Source organism: Citrobacter sp. 21OH12SH02A-Citro (genome assembly GCF_027919895.1).
Taxonomy (GTDB): Bacteria; Pseudomonadota; Gammaproteobacteria; order Enterobacterales; family Enterobacteriaceae; genus Citrobacter; species Citrobacter braakii.
Genome location: NZ_CP114801.1, coordinates 2,125,024 through 2,151,820 on the forward strand (window position 1 = coordinate 2,125,024; position 26,797 = coordinate 2,151,820).

Sequence of the window (26,797 nt, forward strand, 5' to 3'; positions counted from 1 at the left end):
CAATATTTCACCAGAAGCCAGGATCTGTTACAGATCTTGTACTGTTTTTTGGCCATTGATTGTGACTTCAACTTTCCCGCCATCATGAGTATTACTGGCCGACGGAGAGACTATCCAGCGCATCGTTGAGCCGGGTAAAACGTAGCCTAACAGTCCGGGCGTAATAACTTTTTTAGCACCGTCAGGGCTTATAAATGTTGCAGCAGATAATTGTGCATGCCCATTTCCCTGGTTACTCACTTCAATAAATTTTTTGCCATCAAGCTGTTGTAATTTCCATTGCAATTTTGCCTGCGTTTGCGCCGCTGATGTTGGTTGAATGAAAACGGGGACGGAATAATGCAGCACAAACTGAAGCTTATTTTTTTCTACTTTTGCAGGCGGTAACTCATCTATCGATAACCGATAAGCGTCTTCAGCATGTGCCGAAGGTGGGCCGGTCCGAATAACGCGAATCAACTGACGTTCTCCGGGGGCTAATGCCAGCATCGGCGGGCTAATAACCAGCCCCTGAGAGGGGGAAAGTTTGTCGCCGTAAGCGCTCTGGCTCCAGCGAAAAACCCGAACCTGGGCATTGAGCGCGTTTTCACCCGCATTACTAAGCCAGATACCATCGGCATTTTGCGTCGCGAGCAAAGTTAACGTGACCGGGGCGATTTGCAGCCCGCTGGCGGCAGCAGGGGTGAGGCTCGCAACCATCCCTAACAGGCATGCGCAGGCACACTGCTGAACAGGCAGTTTTACTCTCATGTGGCTTCCTGAAGTTAGTAGTTAACGTTAACCGTTACCGTGTCGGCATAGTCGTCAGGAGTGAAGTTGGCGCTCGGTGCGGTGGCATAAACCGTAAACGTTTGCACCAGCCCGGTCCCCGTCGCCGCTACGCCGTTTCCAGGCGCGGTGTCGGTGGCGGTGTTCCCCCACACCGGGCCTGTTGCTGATGTTCGATTTAGCTGGTAGGGCACTTTATCGGTATTGGTGGCTGCGTTAGCCACGGAGGACATGGCGCCTGAGCCCGTCGTCGTCCCCCCATTGGCGGCCGACGGCGCCAGACCGATAAAATAGGGCGTGGTTTTAGAACAATTAATCGAAATCGTGTTGCTTGCATTGGTATTTGTTGCCGTGGTATTCACCGGCCCAAGCGTGATATTTGAAGCCGAACCGGCAGTCACGGTACAGGCCTTTTGAATCGTCATCAGTACCTGAAATGTTCCGTTAACGGTTGCTGCATTTGCCACGGGAATAATGGAAAAGGCGCAGCAACAAAGAATTAAGCGTTTGTCTAAGACTAGAGCCATATCCTTTACCTTTTTCAAATAACCACATTTATTACTTTAGAAAAACAATAATGTGGTACAAGAAGACATGGTTTAACCCTAGAATAAGTATTAGGCGTGCGCCAGTTGATCTAATAAATTTTACTTAGGAAAAAGGTGATGTCGTTTGCAAAAAAATAATACCCACGGGTGAGTATATTGTTTTGTTTTTATGCTACTGCGGGTATTAAGTCAGGCTGGTGGTGAACACAGATTCATTGGATGGCATTCAAAATAACCACCCAAAAAATGAGAATTAGTAAGATTTATCTCACTCAGCTCATTACTGCGATACATGTTGGTTACGGGCTGTGAAAAATGACTTTATAACCTTGTTCGTTCCAGTGTTGTAGAAGTTCATTTTGTCTGCGGGTTGGCGTAATACCAGTCCAGACAAAAAGCGTTTGCCCGGGGAAAAGTTCAGGTCTTGGCGATTCAATGGGTTCAGCAAGCACGGCAATATGCCAGCCCGATTGCGATAAACGCCAGGCTTCGAGCCATAAACGGGTTCGGTCTTCAACATCCCAAGCCATCAGGATGGCATCTTTCCCTGATTTGCGGCGCGTTTCAGACAGCAGGGTGGCTACATATTCAATCAATGCGCCATCAAGCATACTGTTCATGATGCGGGATGTATTATGGTCAAGTATCAACCGCTGACGCACAGGAAGATAAACGCGATCAATCAACGCATCTACGGGGTAGGCGCGACCGAGTGCGATAATTTTGGCTCGCAGCTTCGGGGGATACGCCATACGAAGAATGCCCATCATCTCTTCTTGCAATTGATTCCAGTCGTCGTCAGTTTCACGGGTACTGGTTTCCAGCAATGCTTTAACTTTGCCAACGGGTGTGCCACTGCTAATCCAACGTTTTATTTCTTCAATACGTTGAATATCCTCTTCATCAAAGAGTCGGTGGCCACCTTCGCTGCGTTGAGGTTTGAGTAAACCGTAACGTCGTTGCCATGCCCGAAGGGTGACAGGATTTATCCCGCAACGTTCTGCGACATCCCCAATGCTGTAATAAGCCATAATTCCCCCAGACACTCCTGATTCTCCGTCACCGATATGCGGTTCCTGCTACTTTGTACAACATGCATCAAATTGTACAAAACATACATAGGATTCTAGCAAAATTAAGATTTACTTTACTATCACGTAGGGAGTAAATGCTGAATTTTTATGTTCAGCATAAAAGAGGTGGCGGGATTATTGTGTAATAACAATACGTTAATTATTATAACGCTGAGAAATCATTTTTTCTCTGGCCACGCGACAGACGGAGTACCATTCAGGCAGGCTCTTGCAAACAGGTTACCCTGGAAGATCTCAATACCCGCGGATTCAAGCCACATCCACTCTTCAGGTTTTTCGACGCCGACCGCAGAAATCATAATCTCCAGTGAAGCGCAGCATTTGATTATGGCCTGAATGATGGCCTGCCGTGGTCCACTTTTATGCACATCAGTGATGAGTTCGCGGCTTATCTTAATTCGGTCCGGTTGAAAGCGAGACAAAAGCTGAAGCCCGGCAAAACCTGCCCCGAAATGATCTATCGCCACACATATACCCGCTGCCTTGAGTGACTTCACGGCCTGCGCGAACGTATCAAAACGCGAAATAACTTCACTTTCGGTAAACTCAACAATGATTTGTTCAGGTACCAGTCCATGCGCCGCGATTTCGTTTATAAGAAAGCTGACTGCATCGGGTCTGTTTACCAGGGTCATGGGTAACAGATTAACCGACAGCATTTTGTGATTAAGACCCAGTGCGCTTGCCATTGCAAATGCAGTCTTTTTGCTCTGCAGATCAGCGGTATACACATCTTCAGGTTTGAATTTGTCAAAATACGTTGCGGGCGTTTCACCGTCTTTACCGCGAATAAGGGCTTCCAGCGCAATGACGCGCTGTGACATAGGATCGATAATTGGTTGAAAAGCAAAGCTGAAATCTGTATCTGACGGGAGTGTGCTTTCATCCAGGATGGTACAGGTATTGTCGGTTATAAAACTCCAGTAATCAGGCGCAGGTATTTCAAAATAGCTCGATTTTTCCGTGGCGAGGACAAATGTGCGGAAAAACTGTAATGCTCTGTCATCATACGTGAGCTGAAATTTGGACGTACCCTTATTGAGTACAGCTTGCAGGACGTCATTCCGTTCATGTTTTTGTAAATCAAATAACTCCATCCCTACATTTCCGAATCTTCTCGCAGGCGCGTAATCACACATCAGTTCAACGATATTGTGGTGCCGAGGGTCGTTACAAATACAACGATAGATCTCTTTTACCTGTTCCTCTGGGCCTTCAAGCAGTTGGAAAAAGTGATGGCCGTTAAAGAGTAAGATCCCCGTAACATCTGATCGCCTGTTTTTGATATTTGCGGCTGTCACCATATCCTCAAGCGCTTTGAGAGGGGCGTCTTCACGTAGATGGCTACGGTAAATAATGGTCGTGAGCATGGACAGTCCGGGATCAAGGAAAGAGAAGAGGTCTGGTCAGTATCAGACAAACCAGGTTACGCCCTGATTTTAATACATAATTCTAACTTTGTCTTTACAAGTAATCGGGCTAATACAGATCAATTTCATTGATAACACAAAGTGATTTGTACAAAGAAATTGAATTTCATGGAGATTTTAACTATCGTAACCACATGATTTAATTGGTTTAGCATTTTTTGCTAAAAATTAGCGTGCTATGTTGTACACATTTTCGGTACAGCTTTGCTACTGTTATAAAACTTAATATTCACCAGCATTTTGTTACAGGAGCACTCCATGCAGCAGCATACCGTTCGCACTGATTCTGCAAGCGCGATTTCTCGTTACTTTGCTAAAGCGCATCTGCCAACCCAACAGGAAACGTTGGGCGAAATCGTGACTGAGATACTAAAAGATGGGCGCAATCTCAGTCGCAAATCACTGTGTACCAAACTTCTGCACCGTCTTGAAAATGCATCAGGTGAGAATGAACAGAAACATTACAATGCGTTAATCGGCCTGCTTTTCGAATAAAATAAAGCCCTACTATGATTATGGGTAAGTAGTGAAGGAGTTATGAAGAAACCTGACAGTGAACGCTTGAAACATGAAATTACAGGTTTGGCTGTGCTAGAAATTTTGCGAATGCATAAAGACGTTTCGTTAGCTGCACTGATTAAGCAATTGCGGCTTATGCATGCCAGTGAAATGGATGGTACACGTAAACAATTAATTGACAGCGTTATCAATGATTTCACAAATGTTAATCCGGGGAAGATAAGCAGAAAACCGGAAAAAACGAGAGATGAGAGTGCTTTCAGTGCCAGCAAAAACCCTAAATTACATTAAAGATAATTCTCCAGACTATACAAGCGAGGTTACCATGCTTCATGAAATTAATGTCCACAGTGTAATGACGGATAAAGCTTTATCAAGTTACTTCCATAATGCAGGTGAACTATTAGCAGATGAGTCAGTGGTATTGGGGCAGGCGGTAACAAATGTAATTCTGGCAGGTGATAATGTTAATAATAAAAACATCATTTTAAGCCTGATTAGTTCTCTGGAGTCAACAACTGACGTTGTCAAGGCAGACATTATCAGAAAAACCCTGGAAATAGTGTTACGTTATACGGCTGATGACGTCTAATGAGATAGCACATTAATATAAATACACAGCACAATTATTGTATGATGTAAGTTCTGTCGCTTCGCTGTTTGGATTAAGACTATACATAGCATCCTCTTATTTTTATGACTGCATATTATGGAGTTGATATGGCTAATTCAATTCCGGAAGATTTTATTTTCCGCTGCGCTTTGTATAAGGATATAGAGCGTAATGTCATGTTAAAACAGGGTTGTATCAGTAATGATGTTCTTATTCAGGCATTCAGCACGCAGTTGAAGAATGAGAAGAATGTGATACTGACCGATCTCTATTCACAGATACTGGCACATCTTCAACTCGATAAAACTTCGCAGCCCGGTGAGGTCAATGGTGATTTTTCGTTGAGGTCATAATGATGAACATCGTGCAGGAACATGCTGGAAACGCAGTTTTATGGATTGATGATATCTATATCAGGCAAGGGTTAAAGAATATCCTTGCAGATATCGTTTTTGAAGATGACAAGGCGCGACTTGTTTTCTTCACCGCTAATCACTTTGACGCGGTAAAAAAGCAAAATTACGATCTGAATACATATCGTCTGGTGCTGCTGATTGATGGCCATCTGTATCAGTATCTCAATGACATCTCACTTTACAGACTGCCAGTAGATAGCGATGTTGCCTCAATCAAGCAATTTATTATTGATATTACTCGTGCTGGTGGAAAGCACGAGCATCAATCGGAACTCAATATCTCCTTGACTGCGCGAGATAAATATATTTTAACGCAGCTAGGGGAGGGGCGAACTGTTTTTGAGATATCTGCCATGTTAAATCTACACTTAAAAACCATTTACCAGGCCAGGCAGAATCTGATCAAGAAACTTGGTTGCTCAGGGCTGATTGATTTTCAGGGAATACTGCAAGCGCAAATATTCCGGAACTGGCTGAAGCATGCCTGATCATCGATACGCTGAACTTACCTTCAGCGATTTGTGTAAGTTTAAATCAATCGCTCGGGTTATCTCATCGATGATGTCTTCTGTTGTGAACATAAATTAACGCGCATTATAAGAGGGCGATGATACAGCCTTGTCGAGATGCTTATGATTTATTTATAGATTTCAGCAACCCCGTGCGGTTCAGCTCGTTAATAATGCACTCAGGTTCTTCACACAGAGGCATATTGTCTATATCTAAAACGCCATCATTTTTTTGTGGATCATCAGCCTGCAGGTCTGCAAACAGTGGAGTAAGATCCCGCGGTGCTTCGCCTCGTTCGGCCACCAGCTCAAACGTTTTATTTTTTGCCGCCTCGTTAGTCAGGGCACTGACCAGAACCTGGGCGATTTGCTGCCTTGATATCACACCATCTTCTGGTGTTCCTGCATGGCGACGATCCCCCTGGAGCAAAACGATTCTGTGTTCATCATCATTGTTGTAATCAAACCAGCCGGGTCTGACGATGGTATACGGGTGACCACTCGCTCTGACCAGACGTTCGGCACGTCTTTTCCAGTCATGAACCTCAGTGCGTTGATTCCAGGTACTGAGTCGTTCAGTCACGCCAATCGTGGTCATTAAACCGATGCGTACAGGTGTATCCCTGAAGAGTCGTAAAATGTTACGCACACCGCCGTAATCTATCGCTCTGGCGCCAATACGCCCCTGGCCATCGGAACCGAGAGTGAAGATGATGGCATCAATATCTTTCGGCAAATTGGTAAGTGTTTCAGGCATTGAAACATCGCCGTAAAAAACATCCGTTCCACGCGGAAGTAATTTTACTTTCCGTTTATTTCTGACCAGCGCCACGGGCTGATGGCCCATTTCGATAGCGGTATTCACGACATGAAGACCAATACTTCCGGTCGCGCCTGCAATGAGTATTTTCATGATAAACCTTCTGATAATTCAGACTTATTTTCTCTACAGCCAGAATATCAATTATCATTATTGTCAGTAATAGGGCTAAAATGATTGTGTCTATGAACACCCTTCATGAGTGCGCGATGAAGGGAATGCCACCATAAGGAAATCGCCGATGCTCAAAGAAAACTTCAACGAACTGCAAATCTTTCTGGTGGTGGCAAGGGAGCGAAGTTTTACCAAAGCAGCGGGCAAACTGGGTGTATCTCAGTCTGCACTCAGCCATGCGATGAAGGCGCTGGAGGAAAGGCTCAATATCCGCCTTCTGACCCGTACGACCCGAAGCGTTGCCCCTACAGAGGCCGGTGAGAGAATTATTGCCTGCCTTGAACCGCGTATTGCCGATCTTGAACAGGAGCTGGAATCGCTGGTTCAACTGAACGGCACTGCCTCCGGCAATATCCGCTTATCTGCTGGGGAGCATGCCGCGCGAAGTCTGGTATGGCCAAAGTTAAAACCTTTCCTCAGGGAATATCCGGAAATTAATCTCGAACTGGTGGTTGATAACGGCTTTGTCGATATTGTTGAGGGCCGTTTTGATGCCGGGATCCGCCTGGGCGAAAGCGTGGATAAGGATATGGTTGCTGTAAGAATTGGCCCGGACATGCGCATGGCCGTGGTGGGAGCACCGTCTTACTTCGCGGCAAACCCTGCACCTGAAACGCCGCACGAGCTACAAAATCATCGGTGCATCAATATGCGCCTGCCGACTGCCGGTGGGCTTTATCACTGGGAGTTTGAGAAGGAAGGGAAACCGTTACGGGTCAGAGTGGAAGGGCAGGTAACGTTTAATCAGCAGGCAGAAAGGATTGATGCTGCTTTATCCGGTTTTGGCATTGCCTGTATGCCTGAAGACAGAGTGCAGGATTATATAAAGTCAGGAGAGCTTATTCAGGTTCTGCAGGACTGGTGTCCATCTTTTCCCGGCTATTATCTCTACTACCCGAGCCGTAAGCAGCACCCGCCCGCATTTGCGCTGATGATTGATGCACTTCGCTACGCCCAATAACGGGTCCGTGGACCCGTTCGGGTATTAACGGCCTACGCGGGCCAGGTGCTCAGGAGAGTAACGTTCACCGACGATGTTAATCGTTTCCAGCGCCTGGGTTATCTGCTGCGTATCCTTCTGTGAAAGAATGATGTCGGCAGCCCCCAGGTTTTCCTCCAGCCGGTGTAGTTTGGTGGTACCAGGGATAGGAACAATCCACGGCTTTTGTGCCAGCAGCCATGCCAGCGCGATTTGCGCAGACGTCACGCCTTTCTCTGCCGCCAGTTCACCCAGCAAGGAGACCAGCTTTTCATTGGCTTCAATTGCCTGTTCGGCGAAACGCGGCACTTGGCTTCTGTAATCATCCTTGCCAAAAGTGGTTCCTGGCTTAATCGATCCCGTCAGGAAGCCTTTGCCTAATGGGCTGAAGGGAACGAAACCAATACCCAGTTCCTCCAGTAACGGCAGGATTTCCTGCTCAGGTTCGCGCCACCACAGAGAGTATTCGCTTTGCAGCGCAGTAACCGGTTGAACAGCATGCGCACGACGAATGGTTTGTGCGCCCGCTTCGGACAGACCGAAATGTTTGACTTTGCCTTCCGCTATCAGGTCTTTCACGGTTCCCGCGACATCTTCAATGGGGACATCCGGGTCGACACGGTGTTGATACAGCAGATCAATGACATCAGTCTTAAGGCGGCGTAATGATCCTTCCACAGCTTCACGGATATGCTCCGGACGGCTGTTTAAAATCTGCTGCTTGTTGTCCGCACCGAAGGTAAAACCAAACTTGGTGGCAATAACCACACGGTCACGAAACGGTTTTAAGGCTTCGCCTACAACCTCTTCATTAAGAAAGGGGCCATACACTTCAGCGGTATCGAAGAAGGTGACGCCACGTTCAACCGCAGCGCGAATGAGCTCGATAGCCTGACGGGTATCGGTCGCCGGACCGTAGCCATGGCTTAAGCCCATGCAGCCGAGCCCAAGCGCGGATACTTCGAGTCGGGATTTACCCAGATAACGTTTTTGCATTGAATGAATACCTCTTTTATCGCGACTTAAACATCAAGTTTGCGGCCGGTCAGCCATTCCACCATCGCCGGATCGCGGTGAGAGAAGAAGGCGCTGGTTGCAGTGTCGAGGGCAGCAATCTGCAGCATATCTTCAGAACTGAGTTCAAAATCGAAAATGTTAATGTTCTCTGCCATGCGTTCTTTGCGCACCGATTTCGCCAGTGAAATGATGCCTCGCTGGAAGATCCAACGCAGAACAACCTGGCCCACGCTTTTGCCGTACTTCTGACCAATTGCCGTTAACACGGGATGCTGGAACAGACCATTTTTCCCTTCAGCAAACGGAGCCCAGGCTTCCGGCTGAATGCCACGGCTTTGATTCCAAGGAACGGCATGCAGCTGCTGGTTGAAGGGGTTAACTTCAATCTGGTTTACCGCAGGGGCAACGTTGTTGAAGGCGATAAGGTCGGCCAGTCTGTCAGGATGGAAGTTGCTGACGCCAATAGCGCGAATTTTTCCTGCCTGTTGTAATTCTTCCATGGCACGCCATGCCCCATGGACATCACCGTAAGGCTGGTGAATCAGATACAGGTCAACATAATCAAGTTGCAGACGATTCAGGGAGCGTTCGAACTGGGCTTTAGCGCCTTCGTAATGAGTATCCTGCAGCCACAGCTTGGTCGTTACAAAGAGTTCGTTACGGTCGATACCGCTTTGTTTCAGAGCGTTCCCGACCTGGGTTTCATTCTGGTAAGACGCGGCGGTATCGATCAGGCGGTATCCCGTATCGATCGCATCAATCACGGCTCTTTCGCATTCAGCCGCATCAGACATTTGAAACACACCAAAGCCCAGCAGGGGCATTTCAATACCGTTGTTCAGTTTTACAGTTTGCATGACGTTATCCTTTGGCTGTTGTCGAGGAAAAGCATAACGCAAAGTTATTTATTCGATTAGATGGGGTAATTAGCTAGGGTTTATTAGATGTGTTCATTAATTTTGAGGAGGGCTGATGGGCGGTGTTGCGCCAGATATCGTCATTCACACCCTGAGACCTTCAACAAAGGTTTGTCTGACGAACTTAGCACACAGCCTTATTTTCTTGAGTGGCCGAAAATATATCCATTACTGGAATCCATCAGCGATTTATTGCTGATGCGTTATCTATGAGCCCCGGGAATGGCTTTCCTGATTAGCAATAATCGCGGCCACCTGCATCACCTCTGCTGGTGGTCGCTGCATACTGATTTGTCTGGCCATATAATGCATGTAAGGGTCGACATGACTGAAAATTGCCTTGTAGCCCGCACACAGGTGATTATGCCAGCGCTCGCCCATTTTATGTATCCGGTGCTTCGGGCAACCGCCATGACAGGCAAATCGCCACTCACAGCGCATGCACTCTGAACTCACCTCTGTTTTAGCAAGCCCAAACCTGCGTTGCTGTTTGCTGGCGACCATCTTCGCCAGGCTATCCCGGCGCAGATTTCCCAACCGGTGCTCAGGGTAAACGTAATGGTCGCAGCTGTAGACGTCACCGTTTTGCTCCACGACCAGACCAAAACCGCAGGAAGACTGCATTACGCACAGTGATGGCTTTTCACCAAGCCAGGCCGCCAGCGCGCTATCAAACATCTGTACATACACGCGGCCAACGTCCCTGCGTATCCACAGGTCAAATACCCCCTTCATGAAGTTCCCCCATTGTTCCCCGGATACTGACCACTCCGTGACGGAACCGGCGAGTGTCTGCGGGTAGAGTAATTCACCATACTTTTCGTTAGCCGGGCGCTGCTCGACCGCCGGGATAAACTGAACAAACTCAGCCTTCAGTTCCTGGGTCAGATACGCGTAAATCTCTTGCGGATGATCAGCGGTGACATTATTGACGACAGTCAGAACATTCACATCAACATGGTGTTTCTTCAGCAAATCCATCGCCCGCAGTACGTTGTCAAAAACAGACTGCTTACTCCGGGTCTTCCTGTAGCGGTCGTGCAACCAGGCTGGACCGTCAATCGACAGGCCGACCAGAAACTGATTTTTCGCCAGGAATGCAGCCCATGCCTCGTCAATCAGCACGCCATTGGTCTGGATGCTGTTACTGATACGCTTCTTCCCGGCATATTTGCTCTGCAACTGCATCGCCTTTTCATAGAAAGCAATACCGGCAAGCGTTGGTTCGCCTCCCTGCCAGGTAAATTCCACCTCTGGGCCAGGGTTCGCCTCAATGTACTGCCGCACATAGGCTTCAAGCGTGACATCATCCATATGCCGGGCGGGTTTATGGGGTTTCAGCGTGCTCTGTTCTTTTTCCAGATAGAAGCAGTAATCGCAGGCGATATTGCACTGATAGCTGACGGGCTTGGCCATCAAATGGAATGGTTTGCTCATGGTCGCTCCTGAATAAATCACACACGAAATTTAGTGATATTGCTCACTCTTTTATCACTGTGTTTTGACTTTGGCCAAAAAAGACTGAAACATAGTTTTCATTGATATCAATATAACATGAAATATAAACTTCATAACACCAACATTAGGGGTCTTTATGAGCAAACTGTTTGCCGGAGCACAAAATCTGGGTAAATCGTTTATGCTGCCGATTGCCGTCCTGCCAGCCGCAGGTCTGCTTCTGGGATTCGGTGGCGTGTTCACCAATCCGGTTACCATCTCCACCTATCCAGCCCTCAACAGTGAAGTGATTCAGGCGATTTTTACCGTCATGAAACTGTGTGGTAGCGTGGTCTTCGATAATCTCTCTCTGCTGTTTGCCGTGGGCATCGCTGTAGGTATGGCACGAAGCGACAAGGGAACGGCCGGTCTTGCTGCAGTACTTTGCTTTATCGTCATGAACAAGGCGATCAACGCGTCACTATTGCTATCTGGAACGCTGGCCTCAGAGAATCTGGCCGCAGCCGGGCAGGCGAGTGTAATGGGGATCACTACGCTACAAACCGGTGTGATGGGCGGGATCATGAGTGGTCTGCTGGCCTTCTGGGTTCAAAAGCGGTTTGGCAAAACCGAGCTACCCAGTCTGCTGGCCTTTTTCAGCGGCTCCCGTTTCGTGCCTATTGTCAGTTCCTTTTTTGCCATCTTCCTCGGGGTGGCGCTGTTCTGGGTCTGGCCTCATATCCAGACGGGCATTACCCATCTGGGGGGGCTGGTTGAAAAAACCGGTTATGTTGGGACCCTGTTCTACGGCATGATCCTCAAATGCCTCATTCCCTTGGGCCTTCATCATCTGTTCTACCTGCCATTCTGGCTGACCAGTGTGGGAGGGGAGCAAATGGTGAACGGACACCTGGTACAAGGAACGCAAAAAATCTTCTTTGCCCAGTTGGCCGATCCCTCTGTGACGCAGTACTACATCGGGGTATCCCGTTTCATGGCCGGGCGTTTCGCAGACTTTATGTTCGGCCTGCCGGGTGCAGCGCTGGCTATCTACCATTCTGCCCGTCCTGAGAACAAGAAAAAAGTTGCCAGCTTGATGCTTTCCGCTGCGCTGACTGCGTTTGTCACCGGCATTACTGAGCCGCTGGAATTTGCGTTCATGTTCTGCGCGCCGTTGCTGTATGGCATGCACATTGTGCTAACAGGCGTGGCATTTATGTTTACACACATCCTGCAAATCACGGTTGGACAGACATTCTCCGGTGGGCTTATCGACTTTCTGCTGTTTGGTGTTCTTCAGGGTAATGCCAAAACCAACTGGTTGCTGATGCTCCCACTCGGTGTGGTCATGTTCTGCCTGTATTACTTCTCCTTCCGCTTCCTTATCAAATGGCGTCAACTGAACACGCCGGGCCGTGAAGATGACGCAGAAGATGAACAGCCGGTAGCGGCATCTGTCAGTGGCAGTGAACGGGCTGCAGGGATCGTGCAGGCACTGGGGGGCCGGGACAATATTGTTGATGTGGATTGCTGCGCCACTCGTCTTCGTATCACAGTCAAAAACCCACAAAGCGTTGTTGTGGACGCCTTTAAACTACTCGGCAGCCGTGGGGCGTTTATCCGTGGAGAGGGGGTGCAGGTAGTCTACGGCCCACACGTGACGCTGATTAAAAACGAAGTCGAAGAATTTATCGGTTCATAAAGAAGAGACGTTTTATGAAAGCTGTAATGCTGATGTTTGATACGCTGACGCGTAACCACCTCGCCCCTTATGGGGGCGATGCCATCACTCCCAATTTTACCCGGCTAGCCCGTGAGTCTGCGCAGTTTGATAACTTCTATGTCGGCAGCATGCCCTGCATGCCAGCCCGACGCGAACTGCATACTGGGCGTTATAATTTTCTGCACCGCAGTTGGGGGCCATTGGAGCCGTTCGATTTCTCAACGTTCCAGGCGCTGAAGCAGGCTGGCATTCATACCCATATGGTGACCGACCATAAACACTACTGGCGTGATGGCGGAGCGACCTACCATACCCGTTATTCCACCTTTGAGTTTATCCGCGGCCAGGAAGGGGATTGCTGGAAAGGGCAGGTTGAAAAACCAGCCATCAACTGGCAGGGAATGGAAGACGAAGAAACCCTGCGCCGTCGCAGCGGGCGTATGATCCAGGACCTGATTAACCGTACGGCGATGCCCATCCAGGACGATCACTTTACTCACCGTACCATCAGTGCCGGTATAGATTTCCTGGAAACCAATAAAGATCAGGATAACTGGTTCCTGCAGATCGAATGTTTCGATCCCCATGAACCGTTCTTCGTACCGGAAAAATACCTTGCGCAGTATGGCTGCACCCCTGATGAATTTGACGGGTGGGTGCCTTACTACTGCGGCGCACCAGGCGGCAGGGATGATGATAAAGTCCGAAAATTCTACCAGGCACTCATCACCATGTGTGACGACTACCTTGGCCAGGTGATGGACAAGCTGAAAGCACTGGAGCTGTGGGAGGACACGTTGTTCATCGTCTGTACCGACCACGGATTCCTGTTGGGAGAGCATCAATGGTGGGGCAAGAACATCATGCCGGTGTACAACGAAATCGCAAACACACCGTTCTTTATCCGCGATCCACGTTGTAAAGCAGAAGGCGTACGCCGCAGCGCGCTGGCACAGACTATCGATATTCCGGCAACTCTGCTGGAGTATTTCGACGTTCCACGTCCGCCATCCATGACCGGTAAGCCGCTGCGTCCGGCTGTGGAAAATGATACCCCAGTACGTGATTATGCGATGTTTGGCTACTTTGGCGGCCACATCAATATCACCGACGGCGAGTACGTCTATATGCGCTGCCCACGGGAGGAAGGGAAGGGGGGGCTGTATGAATATACCCTGATGCCGGCCCGAATCGACAGCATGTTCAAGGTGAATGAGCTGCAGAATATCACTATCCATCCCGGCTTTGATTTCACCCAGGGCGCGCAGGTCATGCAAATTCCTGCAACCTTTGGTTATCTGAATCCGTGGCGGTTCGGGGATAAACTCTTCGACCTCAACGCCGATCCGCAGCAGATGCGTCCTCTTCACGACAGTGAACGTGCGTTTCACTACGCACAGGCAATAACTGGGCTGATGGAACGGCATGATGCACCACCAGAACTCTACGTCCGTTTTGAACTGGACATGCTAACGCTGGAACGCGAGATGGCCTTCGCTGAGCACTGGGCCAGACAGCGTCCATGGACCGGGAAAGCCTATCGCTGTGCGCATCATGGCGTGGAAGAGGCATTACGTTTTGTCCTCAGTGCAGCCAAAGAGCAGGGCATAACGCAGGATGCGTTGCTGAAGCATTTCCCGGCCGGACATTCACTGGCTGAAAGGGATATCTTCACGCTGATTGATGCTTGTTTCACCGGAGACCGGCATAAGGCGCTGGTTTATCAGAGCCGATTGCTGCTGAGGACAGAGTAATCATGAACGTCTGGCAGCTTGAAAATAACCGCTTTCTGGTCGTGGTGAACGCGGCGGGCGGTGAGCTATCTTCTCTGCGCGATAAATCCACGGGGCGTGAATGGTTGTGGCAACGGCAGCCAGGCGTCTGGAATAACTCGGCTACGCAGCTGTTTCCTGTGGTCGGGGCGCTCATCCATGAGGGACTGCGTGTAGACAATCGACATCTGCCGTTATCGGCGCACGGTTTTTTACGACATCAGACGTTTACCTGCCTTGAACAAGGTGTGAACCATCTGTTGCTGGAAGCCTGCTCCACCTCTGAAACCCTTGGCGTATGGCCATGGTGCTGGCGGATTCAGTTACGGCTCATGTTGCATGAGTTTGGGGTCAGTGTGACACAGCGAGTTTTTAATGATGACCGTCAGCCATTCTTGTATTCCATTGGCTGGCACCCCGGGTTTGCGCTGCCTGTGTCCAGCCAAACGGGATGGCAGGTGAAGTTTGGTGAGCTGGCGGTCAGAGGGCCTTTTCCTACGCGTAACAGAACACTTGTCACGGAAGACCTGACTCGAACAACGCAGTCCTTTGCACTGACAGAGGCAGCCTTTCGCGAGGGTGCCATTTACTTCGGTGACTGCCAGCAGCAACAGATCAGGGTTTGTTCACCCGACGGCACAATCGTCATGACGCTTGAAACGGCTGAATATGACTGGCTTGCGCTCTGGGGCGTTCCCGGTGCTGACTTGCTCTGTATCGAGCCACTCGCCGGGACGACCGATGCGCCAGATTTTGACGGAACGGTGGAGAAGAAGCGCGGAATACGACTGCTTGCACCGAACCAGAGTCAGAGATTCTCCGTGAAACTGCGTTTTACGGTGGACGCATGCGAAGGGGATTGACAGAATACCCGTTATTTTTCATGCAAAAGGATCGGGTGTTGCGATGAGCGTAAATCGTGAAAATGTGCGGGTGTATATCAGTAACGTGCTGGGTGGACTTGGTGAAACTGACCAGCATATTGCCCGGTTTATTCTTGAGCAGCCCGCTACTGTAGCGCAAATGCCGGTACGTAAACTGGCCGAAGCCATATCAGTCAGTGAAGCGACGATCGTGCGCTTTTGCAAAAAAATTGGTTATACCGGGCTGCTCGAGCTGAAAGCGGCGCTTAAACGTGAGCTTCTGGCCGATCGCGAGCAACTGCTGCCATCGTCCCCGGACATCTTCCTGGATGATTCCCGCAACGATGTGGCGCAGAAAATAGCCATGACGGTTGAAACCACCCTGAATGAGACCATCGGTCTGCTGGACATGAAAGTGGTCAATCCAGTGGTTGAGCGATTTTTGACCGCGAACCGCGTTTTGTTCGTGGGGTTTGGAGCCTCAGGTCTTTCCGCAATGGAAGCCCGCGACAAAATGAACCGTCAGGGCATTGATTCGGAAGCCTATACCGACCGTTTTACCATGACGTTGAAACTCGCCAACCTCAAACCAGAAGATCTGGTGGTCGCATTTTCTCATTCAGGCGAAACACCGGAAGTGGTTAATGCCTTCCGGCTGGCCAAAAAAGCGGGCGCGCATTGTCTGGCAATAACGCACAGTCCGCAGTCACCGCTGAATGAACTGGCAGACACCTGGTTGCTGACCAGCGGTAGTGCTGGCCCCTACCAGGGAGACTCGATCGCCACCCGTATGTCACAGCTGTTCATGATTGAGTTTCTGTGCACAGAAATCACTCGCCACAATCTGCGCGACAGCGAATCGACCGGACTGTCTATTAAAGAATTGTTGATAAAAGAAAGGATTAAACGTGAGTCTACAGGATAATACTCCGTCAATACGCCCAAAGGGGAAGTGGTGGCTTGAGGGCAAAACCCCCGATTATCGTTTTACGCTCGCCAACGAGCGTACATTTCTTGCCTGGATCCGTACTGCGCTGGCACTCATGGCCGGTGCTGTCGGCATCGAGCAGTTTTCCCCCCAATTATCTTCTGCGGAACTGCGTATCGGTATTTCAACACTGCTGCTGGTCGCTGCATCAGCGATGGGATATATGGCCTGGCGACGCTGGCGCAAGAATGAATATGCTATGCGTCTTGAAAATGATTTACCTTACACCCGTTTGCTGGTGGTTCTGTCAATACTGATGCTGGTTCTCGCAATATTGCTGGGTATATTACTCTGGCAGGGAAGACCATTATGAAAAGAGATCCGGGCTTACAACCAGAACGTACACACCTGTCATGGCGAAGAACAGGATGGTCAATGCTCGCGCCTGGTCTGTTGTGTTTTCGGGGATGGAGTCATACTGGTAATCTTCTCTACGGTGTGGCGGGTATGCTGCTGATGGCTGGTTCTTTCGCTATTTTCTGCGGAGCCCTCACTTGCCGGCATGTAGTGATCTCATTCAATGTAATGATTGCAGGTGTATTGCTCTTGTTATCTCAGTTATAAGCGCACCGTGAAGGACGTAGAGGTAGAATTTAGTTTACAGGAAGGATTTCGTCTCAGGGCAGTCACTCTTTCACTCGGTTGGCGGGCCTGTTTTAGTTGACCTCTACACTGGAAGCAATCGGAATCTCCGATGCGTTATCTGCCGTCGTCCAGCATGTCAGTTGGTGCTAATATTAAATCAATGGATTTATGAGAAATTATCCCCTTAATTATGCATGTAGAAGATGAAGAATGAAAAGACTGCTGATATTGACCCTTCTAGGGTTTTCCTGTGTGTCACAAGCCAAGTCAGTAATGCGTTGTGAGGGCGACAAAGAGGTTGTCTTCGACAAAGAGCGGGCGACCATTGTTTATGACGGTCGTGTTTTTGAGAATGCATACCAGAGAACGCTTAGTGGTATGGTCATAATCAGTGGCACTGACGATCTGGGCTATGAAGGTGAATTGTTGTTTTCGAAAGTCGAAGACGTTGGCGCATGGAGCTTCAATATCAGCGAAAGTGACGAAATGACCCCTCCAGAAGCTAAGACGCGGAAAACGATTTTATCCATAGATTGCACTCCACAGTAGGATGGAGGTGCGGGCGTTACTATTGAACTGCCACATGTCCGCTCCTCGTGCCAAGCAGACCGTCACGTTCCCATTTTATTTTTTTGATAAAGCTGATGTTTGTATTGAGCCCTCAATAATGAAGGCTCAATATTATCTCTTTCTATTGCAGATCTTTTTCCTTCAGGAATTGACTCACCAAATCAGCAATCTGCACATTATTTAAATCGGAGAACGGGAAGTGGGTATTACCTTTGATTCCCACTTCAGGCAGATGCGTCACAGTGACATCTCCGCCATGCTTATTCACCACGTCACGCCACTCGCGAGCCATTGCCAGACGCACGCGCCAGCTGTCCTGCGCGGGCATGGCGACAGGTTTATCAGGGATGTTATCGCCGTAAATAATCAGAATCGGAATTTTAGTCAGTGCCATAAACTGCTCCATCGGCACCGGTTCACCCTTCAGCGTGTCGAACGCGCTTGGCATTGGGGCAGGGAGCTCTTTCTCCGGGAAGACAAAGCTGCTACCAGGCTCGAAGGCGACAATGGCTTTGACCTTGTCATTTTTCATCGCCGTGTACCAGCCTGGTCCGCCACCCTGAGAGTGGGTGAAAAGGATAGCCGGGCCAGATTTATCCACGACGGCGGACATCGCATCGGAGATAACATTGATATCAAACGGCCCGGTATTCGGGGTCATCTGACGGAAATACTGATTCAGGGCTTCTTTGTCGTGAGAAAACTGAACGCCCTGAAAATACTCTGGCCACACGCCAACGCGGAACTGGTTAAACCACATCTGTTCATCCGGTTTAGGCGTAACCGTACCTTCTACCGTCGTGCGCCCGGCGCTGCCCCGGCGGGGCTGATCGACAAGATAAGTAGAGAATCCACGACGCAGGAATATGTTCTGGAACCCTTCGCGACCATCCGGGGTGGTTTCCCAGGTGCGGGAGAACTGACCTGCGCCGTGCAGCATGACGATAGGGTATTTATGCGGATTTTCCGGAATTTGGTAGAACACAGACGCATGATCGCCATGCCAGGTTTGACCCGCAGAGTCCAGCGGCGTTTTCGCGTCAAATTTCCCTGGTGCGGTGATGATAGTGCCACCAGCAGAAAAGCTTCCCTGTTCCTGAATGACCAGCGGCTCGGCGTATACCGACTGAGCCACCATGCCACCCGCCATCGCGCAGATGGCCAGCGTTTTTAAGACAGTTTTCAAGATTACATCCTCTGTTATGTTTGCCGTTCAATCATATCTGAGTTGTCAGCGTGAATTATTTAGCACCTCTGATTGCCCTTATTTGGCAGACTCATGAATGCGGAGGATTAGCACCGTATCGTCTCAAACCAACGCCTAACTGTTTGCTAACGCCCGTTGCAGCGCCTGTTCCGCCCGCGTAGCCGCATCTTCTTCGCCATTTTCACGAAGAACTTGTGCCAGTTGGCGCAGTTGCGCTGCCGTCAGGCCGACTCGCATGCTGGCTCGCGTATGCGATAACAGCTGAGCTTCAACGCCCGGCGTGGCGGCTAATGCGCCAACCGTTGCCAGCTCGCGGCTTTGCCAGTCGAGGTTATCGCGGGCGAAAATGTCGCCGAACAGATGCGTTTGTAGGAATTGATTAATGACCGGGGCAAAATCAAACAGAGGTCCCTGGACGGGGGCGCCGGAGATTTTAGTCTGGTTTGCGGTACCGACACGGCGAAGCTCATCTCCGACAGGGATGGTGGCGACCGGCTCTTTACCTTCAACGTCTTCAACGCCACGTTGTTTACGTGCTTCGACGACTTTCATCAGTTCATTCAGCGCGTTCAGGCTACGGGGAAATCCCGTATAGGCATAGAGCTGAACGAGAATCTCTTTGGTCTCGTTTATCGTGAGTCCTGCATCAAGCCCCTGATTCAGTGCCGCATTCAGCTTATCCATCTGACTGCTGGCCATTGATGCCGCAATCAACGGGATGGCTTGCTGGCGAGCTGACAGCGTATCTGAAACCGTTTGTTCGTGGTTCATTTCTGAGGCTCCTTTATTGACGGGCGCAGCATGTGCCGTGAGACCCAAACCAAAGGTCAGCAGTACCGCTGCCGTTAATGCCTTAATGGGCGTGGTATTGTTCATCTGTCACTTTCTCCATCCAGTTAACGCTTTTGCCATCCACAATCCCGGTTATCGCCAGGTGCGTCATTGCGCTGCCGGGTGCCGCCCCGTGCCAGTGTTTGACGCCCGCCGGGCAAGAGACAACGTCGCCAGCGCGGATGACCTGCACCGGCTGGCCTTCTTGTTGGGTAAGCCCAACTCCCGAGGTCACAATCAGCCGCTGGCCTGCCGGATGCGTATGCCAGGCGGAACGAGCATCTGGCTCAAAGGTGACATAAGCCCCGGAAACGCTAATTTCGTTATCTGGTTTGAAGAGAGGATCAACCCGGACGCGACCGGTAAAGTTCTCTGCTGGCCCGTACACCGCATTCTGGCTTCCGGCGGTGGCGATATGGACAGCGGGATTTTGCTCCGCCGCCCAGGATGAAAACGTAAAGAGGGGCAGTAACAGCCCGAGGTAACGTAAATGTCTGATCATGCAAAGCGTCCTTATCTACAATGATGGAGAGGGTCTGCAATGATTCTAATCAGGGGGAGATGTCGTCAGACTGACGCCAGCCTGACAATTCTGTCAGTTAACCCTTATTATGGTGACGCTGCTTTGTCTTTTCTAAAAATAAGGCCCCAAAGCGAAAACCGTGTCATTAATGAAAATAAAACAATAATGGCCAGGTAGCGTAGATAAAAAAGAAGGGCAGATTCATCGTAATCGAAAAAGGAGAAATCGACCTTCATCAACAAATAATCGAGATAGTCCCGGTTTAGTAATTCGTACAATCCCAGTAGAGCGATTAGCGAAAAAATTCCTGGCATCATGACATTTGCAAAGAATGAATTGCTGGAGATGTTCAGGACCCGGCAGAAAAAGGTTGCCAGCATTTTCCAGTGCAACCCGATATGCAGCGCCAGAATGAGCATTCCCCAGTGGACCGACGTCATGTGTACTTTCCTGACCCCGCTCGCCGGGTTGTGGAACGCCAGGTCCAGAAGGATATGTCGGGACAGCATCATGCCCGAGACAATCGCGGTCAGAATGACAACGAATGTCACTGCATTAATGATTCTGTTAACTACCAGCATGGTTAACGGAATATTGGGCGACAGTGACCACAAGCGATGCCGGTTAAGATATAAATGCAGCATGATGAGCAGCGTAAAAATAATACCCGCCCATTCATGCACGATTTCACCGTGAAGGTGAAATCCCATCAATACCAACAGAAGTAACGTCATCAGCGCATCCTGCATGACCTGGAAAATATAAATTTTCTTCATGTCGATGGATTAACGCTGTGGCTGGACTTGTTTTACCCATTGCTCAACCTGCGCGGGTACGTCAGGAGCTGAAATATCGTTGCGCGAGATCGCGAGCGCACGAGTGACTAATTTGGCCTGTGGCTGCATGCGAGCAATTTCTCGCAGGGAGTCGGCTAACCTGCTGCCACCATGGGTGGTAAAGGGAACGACCGTTTTGCCTGCAAAGTCATTTTGCTCAAAGAGGCTGTATATCACCATTGGCATGGTATACCACCAGATGGGGTAGCCGACGTAAATGGTGTCGTAATCGCTCAGGTCAGGGAGCGGCGTTTTTAGCGAGGGTCTGGCTTTCGTTTGCTGTTCCTTTTCGGCAACGCGCAAAAGTGCATCATGCTGGCGAGGGTAGGGAGTGGCGGTTTCAATGCGAAACAGGTCGCCGTGAGTCTGCTTCTGAATAAGTTGCGCAATAAACTGCGTGCTGCCGGTCTCTGGCGTATTTTTTTGTAATACGCTGGCCCCGGAAAAACCATCCACGGCACCAGGTTTCATCTCCTCTGGTTGTGAAAAGTAGATAATCAGCGTGCGGGCGTGTGCGGATGAATCCTCTGATGCGAACGCGGGCTGCCCCAGAAGCCCCATGACCATCATCGCCAGAAACCCGCTAAATACCTTTTTCATTCTCACTGTTTCATTCCTTCAATCAGCCGTGGTGAGTATCAGCAGTCATTCTGGCGCAGATAGCCTGACATCAGACTGACGACTCTCTGACAATTTTGTCAGAAGTCTTTGCGCGCGGAGATCCCGATTTTGTCTCTGAAATCAGTCTCCCGATTCGGATAGCGTCAGGCTGTTTAGCAAACGTCAGGCCAAAGGTATTGATACCGTTCTCGCTACGGGCAAAGACATCTCCCCGGTGCATAATGGCGACGGCACGGACAATCGACAGGCCCAGCCCATGATGGGTATCACTCCTGGCTCGGGAGGTGTCAACACGATAGAACCGTTCGAAAAGCCGGTGTAAGTGCTCTGGCGCTATCGGATCGCCAGGGTTAGAAACGTCTACACAAACTTGATTGCCTTTTTCGCTTAAGCGCACCGTAACCGTGCTATTGGAGGGGGAATGCCTGGCGCTATTTTCCAGCAAATTAGCCAGTGAACGGTGAAACAGCCGCCTGTCGATATGCGCGGTGATGTCGCCCTCAACCTCCAGCGAAAGCTGTTTTTCAGCAAAAGAGGGTTCAACATATTCCGCTGTTTTCAGGGTTTCTTCTCGCAGGGAGACTTGCGTAAGCTGGGAAGCATGTTCACCTGCGTGCGCATGAGACAGGAACAGCATGTCGTTAACTATCGACGTCATGCGTTCAAGTTCTTCCAGATTGGAACCCAATAACTCTTCCAGTTCATCTTGTGAACGTCGGCGTGATAGCCCGAGTTGCGTCTGACCGATCAGGTTAGTCAGCGGGGTACGAAGTTCATGCGCAACATCGGCATTAAAGCTCTCGAGCTGTCGCCAGGCGATTTCCTGACGCTCTAACACGCCGTTAAATGATGATGCCAGTTGCTGCAGTTCTTCGGGCAACGCGCAGGTATTCAGGCGCTGGCCATGGTCACCTGGTGCAAGGTGTTGTGCCTGCTGACTGAGCATGCCCACCGGACGCAGGCCAATCCGTGAAACAACGTATCCCAGTAAGGCGACAATCAGTACGCCCAGCGCGGCAATAATCAACAGCGTTCGTGTGAACGCATCAAGTGTGCCCATATACGGCGTAGAGTCGATGGCAACCACATAGCGCAGCTCAGGCCTTTCACCGTTGGCGGGGATGGTTTTCACTAACAGGAACAGTGAGCATGCACCTTCCGATGCGCCGGGCACTTTATTAAATCCCTCCTGCAAAGAAGACCACTGAACGCCCACCGGTGGTATTCCCCCCATGCTAAAGCGCGGGTTATCGCTCACTATCCAGTAACGAACGCGCTCACCTTCAGAATTGGTTAGCAGAGTAAATTTATTAGCCAACGTCGACCAGCCGTCAGCCGAGGTTCGTGCGGTGATCCACGGGCTCATTAATGATTCCCGGAACAGCAGCTCGTTGTGCATCTGCTTTTGCAAAGAGTCATGTAAGGAGCTTCTGAGCAAGATACCGATAATGGACACAATCAGCAGCGCGGATAAGGCAAACATCAGCGCCAGGTGAACGGAGATGGAACGTTTAGGCATGCTGAGCCTCTTCATTTATTCCGACCGGACTTCGAGGACATATCCCATGCCACGAACGGTATGTAACAGTTTGACGTCGAACGGGGTATCCACTTTGGCTCGCAGACGTTTAATGGCGACTTCAACCACATTGGCATCGCTGTCAAAATTCATGTCCCATATCTGCTCAGCAATCATCATTTTTGACAGGATCTCCCCCTGATGCCGGGCCAGAAGACTTAACAGGGAAAACTCTTTTGCGGTCAACTCCAGTCGCGTTCCGGCGCGAAATACGCGGCGGGCCAGCAGGTCGAGATGCAGATCGTGAATTTGCAGCTGGGTGATGTCTGCGCCATCCGTAGCGCGGCGACGCACCAGAGCCTGAATGCGCGCCACCAGTTCGATAAGAGAGAAGGGCTTGGGGAGATAATCATCCGCGCCAAGCCGAAGCCCTTTGACGCGCTCGTCGACCGATCCTCGTGCCGAGAGCATCAGTACCGGCGTTTGTTTGACGGCCCGCACCCCCTCGAGTACCCGGTAGCCATCCATCCCCGGCAGCATCACATCAAGGATTATCGCGTCGTAGTCAAGCTCCAGTGCGTAATGAAGACCTTCAGCGCCATCTGCAGAGACATCTACCGTAAATCCCGATTCACTCAACGCACGGTTGAGATAGGTTGACGTTTTTTCTTCATCTTCGACTAGCAACAGGCGCATAACGGGATTTCCTCTTAACTGTTCAATCGGGCTTATTCTGCCTCTTGATTGCCAACATAAAGCTGACGCTTACCTGACAGCATTGTCAGAAACATGAAGCCATCTCAGCCTGCTTGCTGACAAAAATGTTATTTACCTGTCACGATGCTGACAGGCCTCTCTCTCTAACCTGAGTCTGCACATTTAAATCCGCAAGCCTGAAACTCATCGGGAGAGACCATGAAATTCAATCTGTTAACTGCAATACTGCTCACGGCAATAACCGGGGCCACCTCAGTCAATGCGGCTGATTACAAAAAAAATCCATTCACCCTGGCCTATGACGGTGCCATCACTGAGAACGTCAAAGGCAAGGTCAACATTCATCCGGTGAAGTACGATCTGCATGGCATACAGATAGCTGCGAATGTCTATACCCCTGCTAACTATGATCCCGCCAAAAAATACCCTGCCGTGGTGGTTGCACATCCGAATGGCGGCGTAAAAGAGCAGGTCGCAGGCTTGTATGCCCAGCGTCTCGCCGAACAGGGCTACATCACGATTACTGCCGACGCGGCTTATCAGGGCGCGAGCGGTGGGATGCCTCGCAGCGTGGATAAACCCGCTAATCGTATCGAGGATATCCACGGCATGGCTGACTACATCAGCCAGTATCCGGGAGTGGATACTTCCCGCCTCGGTCTGCTGGGTATTTGCGGAGGTGGCGGTTATTCACTTGTTGCGGCCGAAACGGATCAACGGTTTAAATCGATCGCAACCATCAGCATGTTTAATTCAGGCCTGGTGCGCCGCAACGGTTTTCAGGACTCACAGTTGGATACTATTCAGCAGCGTCTTCAGCAGGCTTCTGACGCACGTGCTCAGGAAGCTTCCGGAGGCGAAGTCCTGTACTCCGGTGATGCCAATCTGACTGATGAACAGATCGCTAAGTTACCTTTTGCCTTATATCGACAGGGCTATGAGTACTACTGGAAAACTCACGCGCACCCGAACTCTACGTTTAAATACACGACAAGCAGCCTGTTAGATTTGATGAGTTTTGACGTTACGGACCATATCAATCTCATCAATAAACCGCTGCTGATGATTGCTGGTACAAAAGCCGACACGCTCTATATGACGGAAGATGCGTTTGCGAAAGCCACCGGTACAAAAGACAAAGAACTCTTCCTCATTGATGGCGCTACCCATATCGAGACGTATTGGGTTCCTGAGTACGTCGACAAGGCTTTGCAAAAGCTGGACGTCTTCTTCGATAAGAGTATTTAACCCCTATCAGACGATACCTTTGGCCAGCCACTCAGGCTGGTCATATCAGGACATAATGAGTGTGTCCGCATGTGACCAAGACTAACGAAGTCGGGAGGAAAGATAATTACGCACATTAAATAGCCGTTATGAATGAAATTCATAAAACGGCAGGGACATCTGAGGATTATGTTTTTGCCTGTAAGGTTTACTTTGTGGTACAGGCCAACTTTAGGTTTAGCATTACGGCATTGAGTGCCGGTGAGCATAACGAGTCCTTGTTTGTACTGTCTCGTTACGAGATGGATTTACACTCTATGAAATGAAAAAATCCACGCAATTGCGTGGATTTTGTAGACTTTTTCAATATTCATGAGATTTGATGAAACCTCATGAGACGAGAAGTTTTGTTTAGACGTTGAACAGGAAGTTCATCACATCGCCATCTTTAACGATGTAATCTTTACCTTCTGCACGCATCTTACCGGCTTCTTTCGCGCCTTGTTCACCTTTATAGGTGATGAAATCTTCAAACGCGATGGTTTGTGCGCGGATAAAGCCTTTCTCGAAGTCAGTATGAATTTTACCCGCCGCCTGCGGAGCCGTTGCGCCAACAGGAATGGTCCATGCACGAACTTCTTTCACGCCAGCGGTGAAGTAGGTCTGCAGGTTCAGCAGTTCGTAACCAGCGCGGATTACGCGGTTCAGACCAGGTTCTTCCAGACCCATTTCAGCCATGAATTCTTCACGGTCAGCATCATCGAGTTCTGCGATGTCAGCTTCAACGGCAGCGCAAACTGCAACAACCACGGAGCCTTCAGCTGCGGCGATTTCACGCACTTTATCGAGGTATGGGTTGTTTTCAAAACCGTCTTCGTTAACGTTGGCGATATACATGGTTGGTTTCAGCGTCAGGAAGCTCAGGTATTTGATAGCCGCTTTGTCTTCATCGGTCAGCGTTTTCAACGCACGCAGCATGCCAGCGTTTTCCAGCTGTGGCAGGCATTTTTCCAGTGCAGCCAGTTCCGCTTTAGCGTCTTTATCGCCGCCTTTGGCCTTCTTCTGTACGCGATGGATAGCGCGCTCACAGGTATCCAGGTCAGACAGCGCCAGTTCGGTATTGATAACCTCAATGTCGTCAGCCGGATCCACTTTGTTATTAACGTGGATGATGTTGTCGTTTTCAAAGCAGCGAACCACGTGGCCGATAGCTTCGGTTTCACGGATGTTCGTCAGGAACTGGTTACCCAGACCTTCGCCTTTGGACGCGCCTTTTACCAGACCGGCAATGTCGACGAATTCCATCGTTGTTGGCAGGATACGCTGCGGTTTGACGATTTCGGCCAACTGATCCAGACGCGGATCGGGCATCGGGACAACACCTGTGTTCGGCTCGATAGTACAGAACGGGAAGTTTGCCGCTTCAATACCCGCTTTTGTGAGCGCGTTGAACAGGGTGGATTTGCCTACGTTTGGCAAACCGACGATACCGCATTTGAATCCCATGTTTAAATCACCTTAATCTTTTGATATTCAACCTGTTATGGAAAACAGATTGTAGAAAAGTAAATAAC

Annotated in this window: 30 protein-coding genes; 14 read left to right on the forward strand and 16 right to left on the reverse strand. The window is 49.8% G+C overall.

From position 1 onward, the window contains the following. Positions 1–27: 27 nt before the first annotated feature. The 4 genes from O6D90_RS10305 to O6D90_RS10320 all read right to left on the reverse strand — a co-directional run bounded on the left by O6D90_RS10305 (position 28) and on the right by O6D90_RS10320 (position 3,780). Positions 28–750 (reverse strand): fimbrial biogenesis chaperone, encoded by a 723-nt coding sequence (locus O6D90_RS10305; RefSeq protein WP_016156769.1) that lies wholly within the window; start codon positions 748–750, stop codon positions 28–30. A 14-nt stretch (positions 751–764) separates the two neighbouring features. Continuing rightward, complete coding sequence (locus O6D90_RS10310; protein WP_016153348.1) at positions 765–1,295, reverse strand: Csu type fimbrial protein; 531 nt, start codon at positions 1,293–1,295, stop codon at positions 765–767. Positions 1,296–1,615: 320 nt separating this feature from the next. Beyond that, a complete protein-coding gene (locus O6D90_RS10315; RefSeq protein WP_032931597.1) occupies positions 1,616–2,347 on the reverse strand; it encodes a MerR family transcriptional regulator in 732 nt (243 codons plus the stop codon). Between the two features lie 221 nt (positions 2,348–2,568). Continuing rightward, a complete protein-coding gene (locus O6D90_RS10320; RefSeq protein ID WP_016156768.1) occupies positions 2,569–3,780 on the reverse strand; it encodes a diguanylate phosphodiesterase in 1,212 nt (403 codons plus the stop codon). Positions 3,781–4,098: 318 nt separating this feature from the next. Here O6D90_RS10320 and ycgZ point away from each other — a divergent pair, with 318 nt between their 5' ends. From ycgZ to O6D90_RS10345, 5 genes are all read left to right on the forward strand, one after another. Next, on the forward strand, positions 4,099–4,335 hold the full coding sequence (ycgZ, locus tag O6D90_RS10325) for a regulatory protein YcgZ (RefSeq protein WP_016153345.1): 237 nt from the start codon (positions 4,099–4,101) through the stop codon (positions 4,333–4,335). A 42-nt stretch (positions 4,336–4,377) separates the two neighbouring features. After that, positions 4,378–4,650, forward strand: coding sequence for a hypothetical protein (locus O6D90_RS10330; protein ID WP_016153344.1), 273 nt, complete (start codon positions 4,378–4,380; stop codon positions 4,648–4,650). Positions 4,651–4,684: 34 nt separating this feature from the next. Then, positions 4,685–4,951 (forward strand): biofilm development regulator YmgB/AriR family protein, encoded by a 267-nt coding sequence (locus O6D90_RS10335; RefSeq protein ID WP_016153343.1) that lies wholly within the window; start codon positions 4,685–4,687, stop codon positions 4,949–4,951. A gap of 128 nt (positions 4,952–5,079) precedes the next feature. Continuing rightward, positions 5,080–5,325 carry a hypothetical protein gene (locus O6D90_RS10340; protein ID WP_016156767.1) on the forward strand — a complete coding sequence of 82 codons (246 nt, stop codon included), beginning with the start codon at positions 5,080–5,082 and terminating at the stop codon, positions 5,323–5,325. Further along, a complete protein-coding gene (locus O6D90_RS10345) occupies positions 5,325–5,876 on the forward strand; it encodes a LuxR C-terminal-related transcriptional regulator (protein WP_016156766.1) in 552 nt (183 codons plus the stop codon). The genes O6D90_RS10340 and O6D90_RS10345 overlap by 1 nt, the downstream gene beginning before the upstream one ends. Before the next feature lie 142 nt (positions 5,877–6,018). Here O6D90_RS10345 and O6D90_RS10350 read toward each other — a convergent pair whose 3' ends face one another. Then, the gene (locus O6D90_RS10350) at positions 6,019–6,810 is read right to left on the reverse strand and encodes an SDR family oxidoreductase (protein ID WP_016156765.1); all 792 of its coding nucleotides are present in this window, start codon (positions 6,808–6,810) and stop codon (positions 6,019–6,021) included. Positions 6,811–6,958: 148 nt separating this feature from the next. Here O6D90_RS10350 and O6D90_RS10355 point away from each other — a divergent pair, with 148 nt between their 5' ends. Then, entirely contained in the window at positions 6,959–7,852 is an 894-nt protein-coding gene (locus tag O6D90_RS10355; protein ID WP_016156764.1) for a LysR family transcriptional regulator, read from the forward strand. A gap of 24 nt (positions 7,853–7,876) precedes the next feature. On the opposite strand, the gene O6D90_RS10360 is transcribed toward O6D90_RS10355, so the two are convergent. The 3 genes from O6D90_RS10360 to O6D90_RS10370 form a co-directional block, all read right to left on the reverse strand. Next, positions 7,877–8,866, reverse strand: coding sequence for an aldo/keto reductase (locus O6D90_RS10360; RefSeq protein WP_016156763.1), 990 nt, complete (start codon positions 8,864–8,866; stop codon positions 7,877–7,879). A 26-nt stretch (positions 8,867–8,892) separates the two neighbouring features. Further along, positions 8,893–9,744, reverse strand: a complete 852-nt coding sequence (locus O6D90_RS10365; protein ID WP_016156762.1) for an aldo/keto reductase — start codon at positions 9,742–9,744, stop codon at positions 8,893–8,895. A gap of 267 nt (positions 9,745–10,011) precedes the next feature. After that, a complete protein-coding gene (locus O6D90_RS10370; RefSeq protein WP_088582987.1) occupies positions 10,012–11,241 on the reverse strand; it encodes an anaerobic sulfatase maturase in 1,230 nt (409 codons plus the stop codon). A 157-nt stretch (positions 11,242–11,398) separates the two neighbouring features. On the opposite strand from O6D90_RS10370, the gene O6D90_RS10375 reads away from it, so the two are divergent. From O6D90_RS10375 to O6D90_RS10400, 7 genes are all read left to right on the forward strand, one after another. Continuing rightward, positions 11,399–12,943, forward strand: a complete 1,545-nt coding sequence (locus O6D90_RS10375; RefSeq protein ID WP_016156759.1) for a PTS transporter subunit EIIC — start codon at positions 11,399–11,401, stop codon at positions 12,941–12,943. 14 nt (positions 12,944–12,957) lie between these two features. Next, positions 12,958–14,718: a sulfatase gene (locus O6D90_RS10380; RefSeq protein ID WP_016156758.1), complete on the forward strand. Its 1,761-nt coding sequence runs from the start codon at positions 12,958–12,960 to the stop codon at positions 14,716–14,718. Between the two features lie 2 nt (positions 14,719–14,720). Beyond that, positions 14,721–15,599, forward strand: coding sequence for a hypothetical protein (locus O6D90_RS10385; RefSeq protein WP_016156757.1), 879 nt, complete (start codon positions 14,721–14,723; stop codon positions 15,597–15,599). 43 nt (positions 15,600–15,642) lie between these two features. Continuing rightward, on the forward strand, positions 15,643–16,524 hold the full coding sequence (locus O6D90_RS10390; protein ID WP_016156756.1) for a MurR/RpiR family transcriptional regulator: 882 nt from the start codon (positions 15,643–15,645) through the stop codon (positions 16,522–16,524). Then, positions 16,508–16,900, forward strand: coding sequence for a YidH family protein (locus tag O6D90_RS10395; protein ID WP_016156755.1), 393 nt, complete (start codon positions 16,508–16,510; stop codon positions 16,898–16,900). Before O6D90_RS10390 ends, O6D90_RS10395 begins: the two co-directional genes overlap by 17 nt. A 62-nt stretch (positions 16,901–16,962) precedes the next feature. Further along, positions 16,963–17,151 (forward strand): hypothetical protein, encoded by a 189-nt coding sequence (locus tag O6D90_RS26350; protein WP_016156754.1) that lies wholly within the window; start codon positions 16,963–16,965, stop codon positions 17,149–17,151. 231 nt (positions 17,152–17,382) lie between these two features. After that, positions 17,383–17,721 carry a hypothetical protein gene (locus tag O6D90_RS10400; protein ID WP_016156753.1) on the forward strand — a complete coding sequence of 113 codons (339 nt, stop codon included), beginning with the start codon at positions 17,383–17,385 and terminating at the stop codon, positions 17,719–17,721. 142 nt (positions 17,722–17,863) lie between these two features. Here the strand turns inward: O6D90_RS10400 and O6D90_RS10405 are convergent, their stop codons facing one another. From O6D90_RS10405 to O6D90_RS10435, 7 genes are all read right to left on the reverse strand, one after another. Further along, complete coding sequence (locus O6D90_RS10405; RefSeq protein WP_016156752.1) at positions 17,864–18,928, reverse strand: alpha/beta hydrolase; 1,065 nt, start codon at positions 18,926–18,928, stop codon at positions 17,864–17,866. Between the two features lie 135 nt (positions 18,929–19,063). Then, positions 19,064–19,825 carry a carboxymuconolactone decarboxylase family protein gene (locus O6D90_RS10410; RefSeq protein WP_016156751.1) on the reverse strand — a complete coding sequence of 254 codons (762 nt, stop codon included), beginning with the start codon at positions 19,823–19,825 and terminating at the stop codon, positions 19,064–19,066. Next, positions 19,803–20,282 carry a (R)-mandelonitrile lyase gene (locus O6D90_RS10415; RefSeq protein ID WP_016156750.1) on the reverse strand — a complete coding sequence of 160 codons (480 nt, stop codon included), beginning with the start codon at positions 20,280–20,282 and terminating at the stop codon, positions 19,803–19,805. Before O6D90_RS10415 ends, O6D90_RS10410 begins: the two co-directional genes overlap by 23 nt. Before the next feature lie 107 nt (positions 20,283–20,389). Then, positions 20,390–21,037 (reverse strand): DUF4405 domain-containing protein, encoded by a 648-nt coding sequence (locus tag O6D90_RS10420; RefSeq protein ID WP_016156749.1) that lies wholly within the window; start codon positions 21,035–21,037, stop codon positions 20,390–20,392. A 51-nt stretch (positions 21,038–21,088) separates the two neighbouring features. Continuing rightward, the gene (locus tag O6D90_RS10425) at positions 21,089–21,739 is read right to left on the reverse strand and encodes a flavodoxin (protein WP_032931593.1); all 651 of its coding nucleotides are present in this window, start codon (positions 21,737–21,739) and stop codon (positions 21,089–21,091) included. Positions 21,740–21,809: 70 nt separating this feature from the next. Continuing rightward, positions 21,810–23,279 (reverse strand): heavy metal sensor histidine kinase, encoded by a 1,470-nt coding sequence (locus tag O6D90_RS10430; protein WP_016156747.1) that lies wholly within the window; start codon positions 23,277–23,279, stop codon positions 21,810–21,812. 15 nt (positions 23,280–23,294) lie between these two features. Then, positions 23,295–23,975 carry a heavy metal response regulator transcription factor gene (locus tag O6D90_RS10435; RefSeq protein WP_016156746.1) on the reverse strand — a complete coding sequence of 227 codons (681 nt, stop codon included), beginning with the start codon at positions 23,973–23,975 and terminating at the stop codon, positions 23,295–23,297. A 219-nt stretch (positions 23,976–24,194) separates the two neighbouring features. Between O6D90_RS10435 and O6D90_RS10440 the strand changes: the two genes are divergently transcribed. Then, a complete protein-coding gene (locus O6D90_RS10440; RefSeq protein ID WP_016153322.1) occupies positions 24,195–25,244 on the forward strand; it encodes an alpha/beta hydrolase in 1,050 nt (349 codons plus the stop codon). 390 nt (positions 25,245–25,634) lie between these two features. Here O6D90_RS10440 and ychF read toward each other — a convergent pair whose 3' ends face one another. Continuing rightward, positions 25,635–26,729, reverse strand: coding sequence for a redox-regulated ATPase YchF (ychF, locus tag O6D90_RS10445; RefSeq protein WP_016153303.1), 1,095 nt, complete (start codon positions 26,727–26,729; stop codon positions 25,635–25,637). Positions 26,730–26,797: the final 68 nt, after the last annotated feature.